This is a genomic window from Bradyrhizobium sp. Kon37 (assembly GCF_055807535.1).
The window spans coordinates 125,681-143,642 of record NZ_JBVVOY010000014.1; the positions used below are offsets into that span (position 1 = coordinate 125,681).

The 17,962-nt window shown below is 65.5% G+C and carries 8 protein-coding genes; 2 read left to right on the plus strand and 6 right to left on the minus strand.

Translation table 11 applies throughout. The annotated features are described in order from the left end of the window. The 3 genes from AC0L3J_RS24205 to AC0L3J_RS24215 form a co-directional block, all read right to left on the minus strand. Window positions 1-1,557, minus strand: a complete 1,557-nt coding sequence (locus tag AC0L3J_RS24205; protein WP_473348534.1) for a L,D-transpeptidase family protein — start codon at window positions 1,555-1,557, stop codon at window positions 1-3. Window positions 1,558-1,914: 357 nt separating this feature from the next. Then, a complete protein-coding gene (locus AC0L3J_RS24210) occupies window positions 1,915-2,940 on the minus strand; it encodes a fatty acid desaturase (protein WP_473348535.1) in 1,026 nt (341 codons plus the stop codon). Between the two features lie 161 nt (window positions 2,941-3,101). Then, window positions 3,102-4,538, minus strand: coding sequence for a lipopolysaccharide biosynthesis protein (locus AC0L3J_RS24215; protein ID WP_473348536.1), 1,437 nt, complete (start codon window positions 4,536-4,538; stop codon window positions 3,102-3,104). 306 nt (window positions 4,539-4,844) lie between these two features. Here AC0L3J_RS24215 and AC0L3J_RS24220 point away from each other — a divergent pair, with 306 nt between their 5' ends. Beyond that, a complete protein-coding gene (locus AC0L3J_RS24220; RefSeq protein WP_473348537.1) occupies window positions 4,845-5,912 on the plus strand; it encodes an endo-1,4-beta-xylanase in 1,068 nt (355 codons plus the stop codon). A 12-nt stretch (window positions 5,913-5,924) separates the two neighbouring features. On the opposite strand, the gene AC0L3J_RS24225 is transcribed toward AC0L3J_RS24220, so the two are convergent. The 3 genes from AC0L3J_RS24225 to AC0L3J_RS24235 all read right to left on the minus strand — a co-directional run bounded on the left by AC0L3J_RS24225 (window position 5,925) and on the right by AC0L3J_RS24235 (window position 11,232). After that, complete coding sequence (locus tag AC0L3J_RS24225) at window positions 5,925-6,875, minus strand: DUF6492 family protein (RefSeq protein WP_473348538.1); 951 nt, start codon at window positions 6,873-6,875, stop codon at window positions 5,925-5,927. A 95-nt stretch (window positions 6,876-6,970) separates the two neighbouring features. Beyond that, on the minus strand, window positions 6,971-7,765 hold the full coding sequence (locus AC0L3J_RS24230) for a protein-L-isoaspartate O-methyltransferase family protein (protein ID WP_473348539.1): 795 nt from the start codon (window positions 7,763-7,765) through the stop codon (window positions 6,971-6,973). After that, window positions 7,762-11,232 (minus strand): ATP-binding protein, encoded by a 3,471-nt coding sequence (locus AC0L3J_RS24235; protein ID WP_473348540.1) that lies wholly within the window; start codon window positions 11,230-11,232, stop codon window positions 7,762-7,764. The genes AC0L3J_RS24230 and AC0L3J_RS24235 overlap by 4 nt, the downstream gene beginning before the upstream one ends. A gap of 142 nt (window positions 11,233-11,374) precedes the next feature. Between AC0L3J_RS24235 and AC0L3J_RS24240 the strand changes: the two genes are divergently transcribed. Continuing rightward, window positions 11,375-17,830, plus strand: a complete 6,456-nt coding sequence (locus AC0L3J_RS24240) for an amino acid adenylation domain-containing protein (RefSeq protein WP_473348541.1) — start codon at window positions 11,375-11,377, stop codon at window positions 17,828-17,830. The last annotated feature ends 132 nt before the right edge of the window (window positions 17,831-17,962 follow it).

Sequence of the window (17,962 nt, forward strand, 5' to 3'; positions counted from 1 at the left end):
CTACCAGAAGCCCCGCTGCATCGGCTGTGCCGGCTGATAATATTGATACTGGCCACGCCGGCGCGGATTGACGGGCTGCGGGTTCGGGTCGCGCTGGAAGAAGAAGCCGAAACCGTTGCCGCCATTGTCCCAGCCGTCGTCGCTCGCCATGGCCATCGGAGGCGCGGTCGGCTTGCGCGTGATGAAGCCGCCCTGGGGCTGGTTGCTCAGCACCGCGACGAACTCGGTGCGGTAGTTGGTCTCGCTGCTCAGCGGCTCGTCCGAGATGATGATCGAGGACCGCGGCAACGCGGTCGGCGCGATGCGATCGAGCACCTCCTGCGGGATGGTGATGCGATCGAGCGCGCTCTTGGCGTTGTCGCTGTCTTCGATCGTGACCACACTCCAGCGCAGGCCCATATCGTTCTTCGCCATCGCCGTGAAGATGTGGGTGCCGAGCGGCTGGTCGGGGTTGCGGATCGTGACGGGAACCTCGATGCTGGTGTCGAACACCTCGCCGCCGCCGTCCGGTGCCGGCTTGTGCGTGTTCCGCCGCACATAGAGCTTCTGCGTCGCGCGGCTGATGTAGACCGAGACCGGTTCGAGCGCGAGCTTTGCGTCGGTCGCAGCCTTTACGGCGTCGGCCTTCCTGGCCGCCGCCGCCTTAGCCGCCTCCTTCGTGGCAGCGACCGCATCGCGCTTCGGCTGTGCAGCGGCCTTGGCGGCATCGAGTTGCGTCGCCGCGTCGGCGGCCTTGGTGGCGGCTTTCTGCTTCAGCTCCTCGGCCTTGGCGCGGGCCTGATCGGTCTTGGCGGCCGCGAGTTGCTTGTCGGCGAAGGCGAGCTCGGCGTCAGCGCGGGTCTTCTGCTGTTCCAGCTTGCGCAACGACGCCGGCAGCGATGCCGCCTCTTTGGCGGCCAAAGTCGCAGCCTTCTTGGCCTCGTCGGCCGCCCTTGTGGCCTCCTCGGCCTCGCCGGAGAGCTTGCCGATCTGGCCCGGCGCCGCGGCAATGGCGTCCCGCTTCGGCATGAACAATGCGGGATGAACGATGTCGATCGGAGCCGCGTCGTTTGGCGAGATGATCACGCGCATCCCGATATTGGTCTTGTCGAACAGGCCCTCCGCGAAGCCGAACGGCATCCGCACGCAGCCATGCGAAGCGGCATAGCCGGGCAGCGGCCCGCCATGCAGCGCGATGCCGTTCCAGGTGATGCGCTGCATGTTCGGCATCCAGGCGTCGTCATACATGGTCGAGTGGTGGTCCTTGTCCTTCTCGACGATGGCGAAGACGCCGGCCGGCGTCTCGCGTCCCGTCGTGCCGGTGGACACCGGCGCGCGAAAAATCCAGCCCTCGGCGTCGTAGAAGGTGACCTGCTGGCTCTTGATCGAGACGATCGCCATGATCGGCTCGCCGGCCTCGCGGGGTGCCACCGCCTCGGCCGGCTGGCGCGCCTGTTTGGCCGCATTGGCCGGGGCCACGGCCGCAAAGGCGAGCATCGCCGCCAAGGTCACAATTCCGGGAGGCCCCCAACGCCGCATCGCCACGGTAGATTGCGCCGTTGTCATCAGGTTTCTCATGCCATCCTCGGTCGAAATGCCAGTCCGCCGGTCATTGATCAGATTGCGATCATTGAATTAAGAAATCGCAGCCGCCTTACGTTCCGTCTGTGGCGACATTCGGCACGTTCCGGCGATAAATCTCATATACGACGGTTGACGCAGGCGGAAGGGCGGCGCGCGGCCGAAGCTGGCGGTCTATCGCTGCGACAGAATGACCGGGGGTCGGTGACACGGCTGCCAGCGCCTGACGTCGGACGGCGAGGCCACGTTGAACGGGCGCTGAACGCCCATCGCCTTCCGATCGCGCGGATTCACGCCATTCGGCGGCCGCGCGGGGGCGGCGTAAGCGAAACCGCTGGGGCCAAGGCCGCCTTTTTAAACAAGCTTGGCTCCCTTTCCAAACAAGGCCGCCTCTCCAAAGGAGACGAGCCGCTGCCGCTCCTCGTCCCACAAGGTCAGCCGCACGGTCCGCAAACTCTGGAGCAGCGTAATCCGCCCGACACCAGCGAACTGCGGATTGTCGCGCAACACGTCCTGCAAGCGATAGTAGGGAATTCGACTGGACAAATGATGGATGTGGTGGACGCCGATATTTGCCGTGAACCATCGCAAGACAGCCGGCAGTTGGTAGTGAGAGCTGCCGTGCAGCGCGGCGTCGTGAAAATTCCAGGTCTCGTCGTGGGCCCAGTGCGTGTGCTCGAACTGATGCTGGACGTAGAACAGCCAGACACCGATCGACGCCGCCAGAACAATGATCGGCAGATGCACGAGCAGGAACGGCCCATAGCCGACCAGCTGGATCATCGTGACGACGAGAACCGCGAGGGCGATGTTCGTGCCCATCGTGCTCAGCCAGGGTTTCCAGCCGCGACGCATCATCCCCACCGGCAATCGGTGCTTCAAGATGAACAAATACGAGGGGCCGACGCCAAACATCACCAGGGGATGTCGATACAAGCGATACAGCGTCCGACGCCATCGAGACCGCCCGAGAAATTCACGCGTGGTCAACGTGTCGATGTCGCCCAACCCTCTTTGATCGAGATTGCCGGAGTTCGCATGATGGCCTGCATGGTTGCGCCGCCAGTAGCCGTATGGCGTCAGTGTCATCACGCCGAGGGCACGGCCGACCCAATCGTTGGCAAGGCGGCCGCGGAAGAAAGAGCCGTGTCCGCAATCGTGCTGGATCATGAAGAGGCGGACCAGCAAACCCGCCGCGGGCACCTCCAGCAGGAGGGCCAACCAATAGCCCTGGTCCAGAGCGGCCCAAATCAGAGCCCAGATGACGACGAACGGTATCGCCGTAATTGCCAGTTCGAGGACACCACGCGTATTGTCGGGCTCGCGATAGCGGGCAAGCAACTGCGCCGATGCGCGGATTTCCGGCGTTCCTTGGGTCATATCTGCTCTGCTCCCGACATGCGGCCCAAGAAGCACGGTTATGGCCAAGGATGCAACAAAATCGCCATCCGCCTGGACCGCTTTCGGTCGAAACCAAGCCATCGCCAAGCGGCGCCTTCAGGGCCTCGGACGGTGAGGCTGCGCCTCGTCAGACATCGCGGCTAAACGCCCAACGCCTTTCGATTGAAGGTTCGCAGGAATCGCAGCGACAGCGTCCGGACCTTTGCGACGTTCAGCAACCAGCCGGCAGCGGCATAAGCGAGCCCGCCGGCGAGGCTCACGACCATGAGCGGGACGAGGCCGATGCCATTGACCTGGGATCGTGCCACGAGAATCGCGGCCGCCATCGCCGCGGCGGAGACGGCAACGCCGGCGAGCCGGTGGAGGTCGAACGGGACCGGATGGGCGCGATGCATCAGGACGACGGCAACGAGGAAGCCCATCGCTTCGGTTGCGAGCGTCGCCAGCGCCGCGCCGTAGAGGCCATGGCCGGCCACCAGCACGAACATCAACGCCACGCTGACGACCAGCGTCAGAAACGACTGCGCCGCCAGCATGAACGGCCGCTCGGCAAGCTGGAAGCTGATCTGCACGTAGAATTGATTGGCGATGCCGAACAAGCGCGCGAGCACCAGGATCGGCAGCAATGCCGACACCCCGGCGCGGAAGTCGACGCCGACGAGTGTCCCGGCGACCTGGTCGGCTGCGAGCGCAAGCCAGACGGCGACGGGCGCGACTACGACGAGCAGAAGCTCGAGGCTCTCGGTCAGCCGCTCCCGCGTCGTCTCGGAGTTTTTCTCCGACAATGACCGGAACACCAGCGGCACTGTTGCCGCAGCGACGCTGGAGGCGATCATGACCATGAACTGTCGCGGCAGATCGGCGGCGACGCCAAAGATGCCGGCGGCGTCCTTGCCGAGCAAATATGCCACGATGAGGCGGTCGCAAGCCGAGTAGACCGCAACGGATAGACCGGCCAGCGTCAGCGGCAGGCCGTAGCGCGCGAGCTGCACGAACTGGCTGCGCTGAAAGCGCGCGATCCTGGTGCGGTCACCGACGAGGTTCAGGATGATCCCGGCGAGCGAACCCAGGCCGAATGCGGCGAGCAGTCCCAGTCCACCCCAGCCGAGCCAGATGCCGAGCAGGCCGAAACCGACGCTCGACACGCTGCGCACGATCGAGATCGCCGCGAATCTGTACGGGCGCAGTTTGGCCCGCTCGAACTCCTGGCCGACATCGACGGCATTCGCCATGATCGCGACGAACATGCTGGCCAGCAGCAGCCCGACGCTGAGATCGCTGCGGAACAGGAAGACCAGCGGCGTGGTGGCGCAGAGGGCGGCAACGGTGAGCGCAAAGGCGACCATCGCCGTGCCGCGAAAATCCACCTCGGCCGACATCGCCTGATAGCGCGACACCGAGAGCTTGATCCAGGCGAAGAAGATCGCGCCTAGAATGCCCGCCAGGCTGGTGCCGACAACATAGACGCCGTACTCCGCCGGCGTCAGCAGCCGCGTGTAGGCCGTGACGGCAAAGAAGCCCACCGCCGCAGGCAGGATGTAGGCGACGAGATAAATCGAGAAATGGCGGTTCAGCATGCGAGCACGGGACCGGCAACATTGTTGCGAGTGTGACGGCCGTTCATCAATTGGACCATGGCGGGGCGAACGAATTGCGCCGCAGCATCCCTCAAGAATGTCACATAAGTCTGGAGATCGGGCGGCGAATGCGGCTTTGAGGCCGCTTTCGCGGGTTAGCGTTAAATTTGCCCTTCCCTGACGGCGGCACGGCCACGGAAAGGAACCGTGGTTTCGCAGATGGCAAAGTTAACCCAACGAGGGAAAACCCCGGCGTTGCGAGGCGTCGCTTGGTACGATGGCGCGTTGGTGCGATTAAGGAATGCCGTGACCAGGCTCGACAGACGCGAATTTCTCCTCGGCAGCGCCGCAGCACTCACGGCAGCCGCATCGGCATCCGCAGCGCCGGCGTCGAAACTCGCCCAGCGCTATCAGGGATTTGGTGCCGCGGCCACGCTCTGGGATCTGCAAGCCGATCCCAGGCTCGGCGAAGCCATCAGCACGTATTGCACGCAGGTGGTTCCGGTGCTCGAGCTGAAATGGCCGATGCTGCGTCCGGACGCGCACACCTTTGCCTTCGAACGTGCCGACGCGATCCTGGATTTCGCCCGGCAGAACGACCTGACGATGCGCGGCCACGCGCTCGCCTGGTATCACGACATTCCGGACTGGACCAAGCAGATCAAGGATACCAAGGGTGTCGAGCGCGCCTATGTCGACCACATCGGCACCGTCGTCTCCTATTACAAGGACAAGCTGACGTCGTGGGACGTCGTCAACGAGCCGATCCCCGACAATCCGCGCAGTCCAAAAGACCGGCGCGAGTCGTTCTGGACGCAGCATCTGGGCAATCGCTGGATTCCGTTGGCGTTCCGCACGGCAGCGGCGGCCGACCCCTTCGTCAAGCTCGCGATCAACGAATACGACATTGAATCGGCCAAGGACACGTTCATCGCGAAGCGCGCGGCCTACCGCCAACTCATCATGGAGCTGCTCGACCAGGGCGTGCCGCTGCACGCCGTGGGACTGCAATCGCATCTGCATGCCGAGCTCGAGATCGACACCCATGGGCTCGCCGAGTTCGTCACCGAGCTGCGCGCCTGGGGCCTCGAGGTGTATGTCACCGAGCTCGATGTCGACGACCAGAAGCTGACGGGGACGCCGGCAGAACGCGACGCCATCGTCGCCAAGCGCGTCGATGATCTCCTGACCGCGATCTCGACCAGCGGACCGGTGCGCTCGATCCTGACCTGGGGCCTCTCGGACCGCTATAGCTGGATCAACGGCACCTTTGCCCGCGCCGACAAGCAGCCGAACCGTCCTCTGCCGCTCGACGGCGAGTTCAAGCCGAAGCCGTTCATGAACGTGATCAGTAAGTTCACGAAGGACGCGTGAAGGCGCCGGGTCTCAGCGCGTCTTCGGAGCCTCGAACTGAACCTGGTCCCCGATGTCCTCCGGAGACAGGCTCGGACTGCGACGGTCGCGCGAGCTGAGGCGGAACACGTCGCGGATGTCGTCGATCGAGGTCGACGAATAGGACTGGATGCAGAGCGCCACCTGGTCGGGCGAAGCGGCATGCATCATCGCTTCGATGGCCGGGCGGTCGAGGCGCGTGTCATCCCAATGCGAGACCGCGATGCTGTCCTCGGTGACCCGATGGGTGGCCAGATGCGCGGGCGCGTTCGCGACGAAATGGCCGTACATGAGATATTCCGAGAACTTCTTCTTCCGGCACAGTGCCAGAACCCAGTTCAATCCCGTCGCCGACTTGATTGCGTCGGTCATCGCGCGCGCAGTGTCCTTGTCCCAGACCAGTGCGTTGCCGACATAGTCGTCCGCGGGGAAGGACCTGTCCTTGATGCCAAGGAGCTGATCGATGGTGCGGAGCCACAGGACATGCAAGGGGTGGGCGGCGTCGATCCCGTTGCGCGTCACGAACAGCGGCGTCTTCTCGGCACCGGCATACTGGCCGACGTCGAATTCGCGGAAGAACAGATTGTCCGAATCCAGGATGCAGACGCGCTGCTCGGGCGCGTTGAGGACGCCTGCGATCTTGAGGATCTGCTGGATGTGCCAGCCATGAACAGGTGACGACAGCAGCGACAGCCAGACGCGCCGCTTGCTGATGAACTGCAGAGCCGGCGGCAGCGCCCTGAGCCATTTCGGCAAATAGCGCGAGGCCGGAACGATGACACGCTTGTCGGAACCGAACCGCGCGAACAGCGGCAGATCCTCATCGTTAACGAGAACATAATGCCGCGTGTACCCGGTCAACCAGCTGTCGATGCTCTCGCTGAGCAGCGAAAAGCGCTCGATATCCTTGGCGTAGCTGGCGGTCAGCAGGGCAACGGAATGCATGGCGCGCGCTCGTATGGCGATCAGGCCGTAGTCATAGCGGCGTCGAGACGCGTTGGATACTTACATTCGCAATCAAGGTAAAATGAAACGAAGCGTTAGCCATCCGACGGCAGCCCCTGCTCGATGCCGCGAAAGCGCAGCGGCGCCAGCGCGGAGGCGCGCTGCCACCAGTCGGCGACGCGGTCGTCGAGCGCGGTCACGCCTCGACCCTGACCGGGGAAGATCCGGATCTGCTGCACCGCCTCGGCTTCGAACCCCTTGCCCTTGCGGGTGATCTTGAGCGCGGCGCCTTCGCGGTCCCGCTGGGTCAGCGGCACCAGAAGCCGGCCGCGCGGACGAAGCGATCGAAGCCAGAGCGGATGCGGCTGCGAGAAGCCGGCATGAACGATGATCACGTCGGCGGGTTCGCCGATGTCCTCGCATCCGTCGCCATGGACGACCGCGACGTTGCGATAGGCGCCGAGATAGCTCGCGGCGCGCGCCGCAAGCCGCTCGTCGCATTCGATTGCCTGCACCCTGCCCTTGGGGCCCACGATCTTCGACAGCACGGCCGAGAAATAGCCGAGCCCGCAGCCGATCTGGACCACACGGTCTTTCTCCCCGACGTCGAGCAAATCGATGAAGTGCGCCCACAGGCTCGGCAGTCCGGTGTCGAGCTTGCGGCGCGCATCGATCGCGACCAGCACATTGTCCTGGAGATGAACGGGATCGGCATCCGGCGTCAGCCGATAATTGCGCGCCGCCTCGCTCTTGATGCGCCAGGGTCCCTTTGCCAGAAACTTTTCGCGCGGAACGGTGGCGAGGGCTTCGAGCAGGCGCGTTGAGGAGATCCGCTCGCGCTTTGCGATCAGCTCCACGTAACGCGCACGCGCGGCGGCAAGATCGCTCATCTCACGGGATCGACCTGTGCACGAACAGGCGCGTCCGCGCCGAGCTCGTCGATCAGTTGCATCGCCTGTTTCAGGTCCGGCGTGGAAAAGCCCTCGCTGAACTTGCCGACGATCGGTACGAGCAGGAGACGAGCGTGCTCGCGCTTGCCGGCTTGGTACGACAGGCGCGCGAGGCTGACGGCGGTGCGAAGCTCCCACGACAGCGCGCCCTGCTTGCGTGCGATCTCCAGCGACAGGTTGAACAGGTCCTCGGCCTCCTGCACCGAGGCCGGATCCCCGTCCGAGAGCGTGATCTCGCCTTGCAGGCGGTAGACCTCGGCGAGGTAGGAGTGGTCGCCGGTCCGTCTTGCGGTCGCGAGCGCACCGTCCAGCGCGCGCAAGGCGGCATCGCGCATCCCGACCTTGGCGTAGGCCTCCGCGAGCAGGCAGCGGAACCAGCAGCCGGCGAGCCAGGAATCCATCGCTTCGTATTCGTCGAGGCCGAACCGCATCTGGCTGAGGCCTTCGTCGGCCTCGCCGAGCTGCGCCAGCGCCCAGCCGCGCAGGATCGCGGCCTGCTGCTTCCAGTGCAGGAAATTGTGCTCGGTGGCGATGATCATGGCGCGGTTGGCGTGGTCGCGCGTGCCTTCGACATCGCGCAAATGCTGGCAGAGATAGGCGCCGAACACGAGCGCGAAGGCGAGCGTGAAGGGGTGGCGGATCTTCTCGGCGTTCGCGATCGCCTGCTCGCTGTGCTGGCGCGCCGCGTCGGGCCGGCCGAGGAACCACAGCAGGTAGCCGAGATAGGACAGCGAGACGACGCCGGGATCGGTGCCGTGCCGCTCCATCAGATCGGAGTGCAGGTCGGGGCTGTAGAGGTTGATGCAGCGATGCAGATGGTGCTGGGACACAGCAAAGCGCCCGCGATAGAGCATGGTCATCGCGATCGAGCGATGCGCCTCGATCAGATAGCCGGTCTGCTGCGCCGGCAGCGTCCCCTCGTTCAGCCGCTCGCGCTTGGCGAACTTCAACAGCTCGACGCTGAGATCGTGCGCGCGGGTCAGATCGGCGCGGATGAAATGACAGACCCAGAGCCCGCGCGTGGCGGCGAAGGCCTTTTCGTCGTCGTCGAGCTGCTGGCCGAGCTCGAGGGCGCGGACGTAGTTCTCCTCCACCTCCTGCACGGCATAGCCCTTGGCGGCGATCAGCGCGTTGCCGAGCGCGATGCGCAGCTCCAGCTCCATCTCGTCGGCGCCCTGCATGCGCGCATTGGCCTGCACGACGCTGAGGCCGCGGCGCAGATGGCCGATCGCCTCCAGATTGGCGCCGCTCTTGGCCGCCTGCTTGCCGGCCTTGAGCCAGAAGCTGGCAGCGCCCTCGCTCTGGCCGGATTCGGTCAAATGATGGGCAAGCAGCTCCGGTTCGCGCTCGGTCTTCTCGGGATACATCTCGGCGAGCACCTGGGCGATCCGGGAATGCAGCTTGCGCCGCTCGCTGTGCAGCAAGCTCGCATGCGCTGCGTTCTGGATCATCACGTGCTTGAAGGAGTAGAGCGCGTCGGGCGGATGGCCGCGGCGCATGATCAGCCCGGCCTCCTCCAGGTGATTGAGCGCGGCCTCGATCTGTTCGGCCGGCGTGTTGGCGACCGCGTGTAGCGTCTCGTAGGAGAATTCGCGGCCGATGGTGGCGCCGATCTGCGCGATCCGCTTGAACGGCCCCATCCGGTCCAGCCGCGCCATCAGCGAGTCCGTCAGCGTCGCCGGGATCGCGAGCTGCCGCCACGGGCCCGACAGCACGTAGCGCCCGTGCCGTTCGGTCAGGAGGTTGGATTCGAGCACCGTCTTGGTCAGCTCCTCCAGGAACAGCGGCACGCCGTCGGTCTTGACGATGATCTCCTCGATGACCTCCTTGGGAAGCTCGCGTCCCGCCACGCGCTCGACCAGCGTCGCGCGCAACTGCCGGCTCAACCGGCTCAGGACCAGGGTCGTGATATGCGAATGGGCGTTCCAGCTCGGCTGGAATTCGGTCCGCGCGGTGATGATGACCAGGATTGCCCGGTGCTGTGCCCGGTCGACCAGGAGATCGATCACCTCACGGGATGTCGGGTCGATCCAGTGCAGATCCTCGAATGCGATCACCAGCGGCTGCTCGCGCGCCAGGCCGAGAAAATGATTGACCAGCGCCGCGACGGTCGCATCCTTTTGCTGCTGCGGCGACAGCTCCAGCGGCGGATAGCGGTCACCGGTCGGAATGGACAACAGCGCGGCAAGCAGCGGAGCAACCTGCTCGATGTCGCCATGAGCGGCGGCGATCGCGGTCTCCAGGCTCGCCAGCGACTGCACGGACGCATCCTCGCGATCGAGACCGAGAGAGAATTTGAGCTGCTCGGCGAACGGATAGAACGCCGTGGAGGTGTAATAGGGCGAGCACTGGAACGAGACCTGTCCATGGCGGTCGCCCGCGATCCGCTCGAAGATCTCCTGGATGATGCGCGACTTGCCGATGCCGGGCTCGCCGAACTTGACCACGACCTGGCCCTCGCCCTCCTTGGCCTGCTGCCAGCGCCCCATCAGCAGCGCAATCTCCTCCTCGCGGTTGACGAGCGGGGTCAGCCGCGTGCCCATGGCGGCAGCGAAGCGGGTCTCCACTCGCGAGGCGCGCATCACGTGCCAGGCCTGAGCTTTCTCCGAGATGCCCTTGAGCGCGTGGACGCCGAGATCGCGGTAGTCGAACTTCCCCTTCAGCAGCGACTGGGTCGACGTGGAAATCACCACACCGTTGGGCGGCGCCAGGCCTTGCAGGCGCGCGGCGAGATTGACGGTTTCTCCGACCGCGGAGTCGCGCTCTTCAGTGCCCTGTCCGACGAGGTCGCCAACCACGACGAGACCGGTCGCAATGCCGATGCGGACGGCGGGCGAGTGGCTGAGCGCACCACGCGGCTCGATCGCGCGGGCGGTCGACAGCACCCGGACGATTTCCAGCCCCGCTCGCACGGCGCGCTCGGCGTCGTCCTCATGTGCGGTCGGATAGCCGAAATAGACCAAAATACCGTCCCCGACGAAACGGGCGGCAAAACCTTCGTAATGCTTCACCACGCGGACACAGGTTTCGCGGAAGCTCGCGATCATGTCGCGCACGTCTTCCGGATCGAACTGCACCGAGAGCGAGGTGGAATCCACCATGTCACAGAACATCGTGGTGAGCTGACGCCGCTCGGCGCCGACCTCCGTCCGGATTTGCGGGCGCGCCGTCCCGTCGGGCTTCTCCGCGGTTTCGGCCCGGAACAACGCGGTCATGGCCCGCTGGAGCCGCTTCCGATCGCCGAGTGGCAATCCGAGCTCGACCAGATCGGATTCGGTCAGGTCTCCCATGACATCGAGATCGAGACGGTGCTGCGCGAAGAGATCGGTATAGTGGCTAAGACCGATACCCTCGAGCCAGCGCTTCAGCCCGCCTTCCGTTCCCGTGCCCGACTCAGTCTCCAGCATGGTGATTCTGCCCGACCAATCACTCCGTCGAAGGGCTCAGGGTCCCGCAACCACAGATTTTGGGGCCAAAACTTCACCTCAGACTGGACGCGTTCCGTAACTTCTTGGAAGAATAGCCGAACCGGATCAAAAGGGAACGGAATTGTCGGACGCTACACGCCCAGCGCCGCAGGGATCAGCCGGCACGACGGCCGAAACGAAGATATTCGCGGATATCGGCGGTCTTCTCGATTTCCATGCCCGCAAGACGCCGGCGGCGCCCGCGCTCCTCGCCCCTGGTCGGCCGGTCCTCAACTACGGCGGGATTGGCCAGCGGACGCAGGATCTCGTCCGCACGCTGCGCGGGCTTGGCATTACCCCTGCCGACCGTATTGCGGTTGCACTGCCGCGCGGTGCCGACAGCGCACTGGCGCTGATCGCGGTCGCCTCGAGCTGCGCTTGCGTCCCGGTCAATCCCGATCTGACGGCGGACGAGCTGCAACGCTATTTCAGCGAATTGAAGCTGAGCGCGCTCGTCACCCGGGCCGACACGAACTCGGCGGCCCGCGATGTCGCCAAGGTGCTCGATATTGCCGTGATCGATTTCGTGCCGGGGTCGCAAGACGATCTCGGCGGCTGCACGTTCGTCGGGCCGGCGGTTGGACCGGCGAGCAGCAGCGGCGCCTCGCGCGGCGACGACGACGCGTTCATCTTGCTGACCTCGGGCACGGCGGCGCGACCGAAGATGGTGCCGCTGACGCATCGCAATGTTTGCCTCTCCGCCTACAATGCCGGCCGCGTGCTGTCGCTCGCGTCCCATGATCGTCTGCTCAACGTCCTGCCGCTGTTTCACGCCCATGGTTTGATTTCCGGCCTGCTGACAGCGCTGGCCGCAGGCTCCAGCGTGATCTGTACCGAAGGTTTCGACGCAGCCTCCTTCTTCGGCTGGATGCGGCAGCTGCAACCGAGCTGGTACACGGCAGTGCCGACCATCCATCGCGCGCTGCTGACGGCGGCGGAAGCCAACCCGGATCTTGCCCGATCGTCCTCGCTGCGCGTGATCCGCTCCGCCTCGGCCTCGCTTGCGCCTGCGATCCTCGGCGGGCTGGAGGCGACGTTCGGCGTTCCCGTGCTCGAAACCTACGGCATGACGGAGGCGGCCTCGCAGATCGCGGCCAATCCGTTCGAGCTGCGCAAGGTCGGATCGGTCGGGCGCGCCGCGGGCCCCGAGATCGCCATCATGGACGAGACGGGCCGCGCGCTCGCCAGCGGCGAGCACGGCGAGATCATGCTGCGCGGACCGAACATGAGCCGCGGCTACTATAATGACGAGGCGGCGACGCAGGCTGCCTTCCGCAACGGCTGGTTCCGGACCGGCGATCTCGGCTATCTCGACGCCGACGGCTATCTCTTCATCGTCGGCCGCATCAAGGACGTCATCAACCGCGGCGGACAGAAGATCTCGCCTCTGGAGGTGGAAGAGGTTCTGCTCAGCCATCCGGCGGTGCTGGAGGCCGGCGTGTTTGCCGTCCCGCACCCGAAGCTCGGCGAGAACGTCGCCGCAATCGTGGTGCTGCGGCCGAATTCCGAGGCGACCTCGGACCAGTTGCGCCAGTTCGCCCGGAAACGGCTCGCGGCCTACAAGGTGCCGAGCCTGATCCGCAGCGTCGCGACGCTGCCGAAAGGCGCCAGCGGCAAGGTCAAGCGCAATGCGCTGGCCGAGCTGATCGCAACAATGGGCGGCGGCGAGGAGGAGGCGCGTCTGCCGCGCAACGCGCTGGAGACCGAGCTCGCCGGGATCTGGGCCAATTTGCTGGAGCTGCCGCAGGTCGGGAGCGATCAGGACGTCTTCGCGCTCGGCGCCGACTCGCTCGCGGTGACGCAGATGCGCTCGCGCCTGCGCGAACGCTTCAACGTCGATTTCTCGTTCGAGGACGTTTTCGATTGCGCCACGGCCGCCGCGCTTGCGGCCCGGATCGAGACCGCCGCAATTCATCGCGAAACGATGCTGCCTGCCTGGCGCCAGGCCATGAAAGCAGACGCGCCGCTGTCGTTCCAGCAGCAGCGGATGTACGTGCTCTCGCGACTGGACCCCACGCGCTACAATTATAACGTCGTCGAAGTCGCGCTCCTCAAGGGTGGGCTCGACGTCGCCGCACTTTCTACTGGCCTCGCCGCGATGTCGGCGCGCCATGAGGCGTTGCGGTCGGTCATCGTCGAACGTGAGGGCGAGCCGGTGCAGCTTGTGCTGCAATCGCCGCCGCAGTTCGAGCGGATCAAGCTCAAGCCCTGCCCCGCGGACAAGCGGGCCGCTGTTGTCAGGCGCGAAGCGCTCCGGCTCGCGCAACATCCGTTCGACCTCGCGCACGAGGCGCCGCTGAAGGTCACGTTGCTCTCGTTCGACAAGAACAGCCACGCGCTCGTGGTCAACGTCCATCATCTCGTCACCGACGGCTGGTCGCAGCGGCTGTTCTGGGAAGAACTCGCCGCCCATTATTCGGCAGCGCGCAAGAACGACGTGGCGGCACTGCCTTCGCCAGCCTTCCAGTATCGCGACTTCGCGTTCTGGCAGCAGAGCTGGGCGCAGACGCCGGCGGCCAGGGAGCAGCTCGATTACTGGCGGACGCAGCTCGACGGCGTCACCACACTGCCGCTGCGGACTGACCGGCCAAGGCCGGAGGTCTGGAGCGGCCACGGTGCCCGTTGCTATCTCGAATTCTCCAGGACCCTGTCGGCCGACCTGCGCGCGCTGAGCCAGAACCAGGGCGTCACGCTCTTCATGACCCTGCTCGCAGTGTTCCAGTGCCTGCTGTTCCGTCACACCGGACACGAGGATGTCGCGACCGGCTCGCTGATCGCCAACCGCAACCAGATCGAGAGCGAGCGCCTGATCGGATTGTTCGCCAACACCCTGATCCTGCGCAATGATTTTGGCAGCGATCCGAGCTTCGGCGACATGTTGCGCCGGGTCCGGCAGGTCACGCTCGATGCCTATCGCAACCAGGACCTCCCGATCGAGGAGGTCCTTCGCGCGCTTCAGATCGCGCGAAGGAGCGACGGCAATCCGCTGTTCCGGATCATGTTCATCCTCCAGAACGCCTCGATCGAGGCGGCGTCTTTCCCCGGTCTGTCGACGCGGCGGATCGAGATCGATCCAAAAGTGGCGCGATTCGACATCACGCTCGAGTTGGTCGAGGCTGATGGCCGTTTCACCGGCTTCTTCGAATACGCCACCGATCTGTTCGACGCGGCGACGATCGAGGGCATGGCCGCTCAGTTCAAAACCCTGCTCAAATCCGTCATCGCCGATCCCGAGCAGCGCATCTCGCACCTGGCACTTCTGACCGAGACCGAACGCCGGCAGCTGCTGGCGCAGGGCCGGGGCGTGCCGGCCAATTTCACCACGCGCGGCAATTTGAGCGAACGTTTCGACCGCCAGGTCAAGAAGACGCCGAACGCGATCGCCGTGTCGGACGGCCGCACATCCGTGAGCTACCGCGAGCTGGCGCGCCGCAGCCAGGCGGCCGCGCGCTGGCTGGCCCGCGAAGGCGTCGGCGCCGAGGCCGTGGTCGCCTTGCTTGCGGAGCGCGGACCCGACCTGCTCGCGGCGATGATCGCCGTGCAACGCGTAGGCGCCGCCTTCCTCAATCTCGATCCCGACCAGCCGCCGGCACGGCTCGCAACCATCCTCGGATCGAGCGGCGCCCGCATGCTGCTGACCGGACGGGCGCAGGCGTCCATGGCGGAGGCGCTGCTCGAACCGCTGGTCGAGCGCATCCCAATGGCCGGGCTCGAGGATGCGATCGCGCCGGCTTCGACCAAGCCGGCCCGTGCGGCGCGGCGCGCGGCTTCGAGCCTTGCCTATCTCATCTACACTTCTGGGTCCTCCGGCGCGCCCAAGGGCGTCATGATCGAGCAGCGCGGGCTTTCGAACCATTTGGCTTCGCTCATCTCCGAGCTGAACCTCTCGCGCCGGGACGTGATCGCGCAGACCGCGCCGCAGAGTTTTGTGATCTCGGTATGGCAGTTCCTCGCGGGGCCCATGGTCGGCGCGCGCGTCCATATCTGCGGTACCGCGATCGTGGGAGACCCGATTTTGCTCGCGCGCGAGATCGAGCGCGAGGGCATCACGGTGCTGGAGATCGTCCCATCGCTGCTGCGCGTGATCCTCGATCGCATGGACGAGGCACAGGTCCGACGCGCCTTTGCGAGGCTGCGCCTTCTGATCTCGACGGGCGAGCCGCTACCCGTCGATCTCTGCAACGCCTGGTTCGCGCGCTGCCCGAAAGTGCCGCTGATCAACGCTTACGGTGCGTCGGAATGTTCCGACGACGTCTCGCTGCATCGCCTGACCAGGGCGCCGGCGACCATGACAAACAACGTCCCGGTCGGCGCGCCGCTGCCGAACACCGAGCTCTACGTGCTCGACGCAAGCCTGCAGCCGCAGCCGGTCGGCGTGACCGGCGAGCTCTGCATCGGCGGCGCCGGTGTCGGCCGCGGCTATGTCAACGATCCCGCGCAGAACCGGCAGCGCTTCCTGCCCGATCCGTTCTCGCGCAAAGCAAGCAGCCGGCTGTACCGGACCGGCGACCTCGCCCGTCGCCGCGCCGACGGCACGATCGAATGCCTCGGTCGCGCCGACCATCAGGTCAAGGTCCGCGGCTACCGTATCGAGCTCAAGGAGATCGAGAACGCGCTTGCCGACCATCCGGATGTGCGCGCCGGCATCGTCGAGCCGCGTCGCGAAGCAAGCGGCGATGTCAGGCTGATTGCCCATATCGTCGCGAGATCCGGCAGCCGGAGCAGCGCCAGCGAGCTGCGCGACTTCCTGAAGAGCCGACTGCCGGGCCATGCCATCCCGTCCGCGTTCCTGTTCCTGGACCAGGTGCCGCTCAATGCCCATGGCAAAATCGACCGGAGCGCGCTGCTGGCGCCGGCGCAGCAGGAAACCTCCGGACCGGATGCGACTGTGCCGGCGCGGCGCTTCACCGAAAAGGTGCTGTCCGACATCTGGATCGACCTGCTGAAGGTCGAGAGCCTCGGCGTGACCGAGAATTTCTTCGACCTCGGCGGTCATTCGCTGCTGGCGGGCCAGGTGATGGCGCGCGTCGCCCGGGCGCTCGGCGTGTCGCTGCCGATCAAGACCATCTTCGAGGCACCGACGATCGACGAGCTTGCCCGGCGGGTCGACGAGGCCGTGGCGGCAAAGCCGCGCAAGCCGGCCGCAAGTTTGGCAAGGCTGGTTGGAGCGAGCCTGGCCGAAGGCAGCCCTCCCACGCTCTCGATCGCGCAGGACCAGATGCTGCGGATCGAGCAGAATCTTTCGGGTTTGCCGCTGTTCAACCTGCCTTTCGCCTTCCGTCTTCAGGGGCCGCTCAATCTGGCCGCCCTGGCGCAGGCGATCGACGACCTCGTGCGCCGGCACGAATCGCTGCGGACCCATTTCGGCTGGAGCGGCGGGGAGCCCGTCAGCCACGTCGCCGCGCCCGGCGCCCTCGGCCGTGTCCTGACCGTCGAGACGATCGGCGACGGTCAGCCCCACAACAACAAGCGGCGCAAGGCGCTGGAACTCCGCAAGATCGATCTCCTGATCGAACAGGAGACCTATGTCCCGATCGACACCACGCGCGCGCCGCTGCTGCGCACCCGGCTGCTGCGGCTCCACGATGACGATCACGTGTTGTTGCTGACGCTGCACCACGTCGTCGTCGACGGCTGGTCGATCGGCGTGCTGTTCGAGGAATTGTCCCACCGTTATGCGGCGCTGGCCGGATACCCGTCGGTGCCGCTGCCGAAACCGCCGCCGGCCTTTTCGGACGTCGCGCGCTGGCAGCGCTGGTGGTGCGGCACCGATGCCGCCCGCCGTCAGGCGGCTGAATGGACGGAGAATTTGCGCGGGGCGGCTCCCCTCTTCGAGGGCGAATCAAGCCCGGGCCCGTCCAGAGGGCACCATCCGGTCGGTCTCGAGCGTGAGCTGATCGGCCAGCTCGCGGCCTTCGCCGGCCCGCACAATTGTACGCTGTTCATGTGCCTGCTGACCGGCCTGAAAGCCCTGCTGCTGGCGCGGACCGGCCGCCACGACATCTCGATCGCCACCGCCATGGCCAATCGCGCCCAGCCTGACACCGACCGGATCGTCGGTCCGTTCGAGAACACGGTGATCGTTCGCACCAAAATCACGCCGGAGCTGTCGTTCGCGCAGGCCGTGGCCCGGGTCCGCCAGAGCGTGCTTGACGCGCATGCGCGCCAGGAGCTGCCGTTCAACATCCTGGCCGACCATCTGGAGCAGGAGGGGGTCAATCCAGCCGCGCTGCTGCAAGTCTATTTCACCCTGCAAAACCCGCTGCGCCAGCCGCTCGATCTGCCTGATCTCACGACAGGATCGATCGGCAACATTGCCCGCGAAGGCCAGCCGGTGCTGCCGATCGACCAGACCTGGCTGTCGCTGATGCTCAAGGAGCGGCCGACGGGAATCACCGGTTCATGCAATTACAAGAGCGAGCTGCTCGACGGCGCTACGGTCGGCCAGTGGATGGAGGATCTCGTCGCGCTGCTCGGGGCCGCCCTCGTCCAACCCAACGCACCGCTCGGCCGATTGCTCAATCGCAGAGCGGCATGACCGGCCGTACATCACGGGCGAATACGGGGTCACCCGTCAAAGCTGTGAATGACCAAGTTGCATCTTGATTATTTGGCGCCATCGCGCAAGATTATTCTCGCGTTTTGATTTGGACGATTATTTTCAACCGGG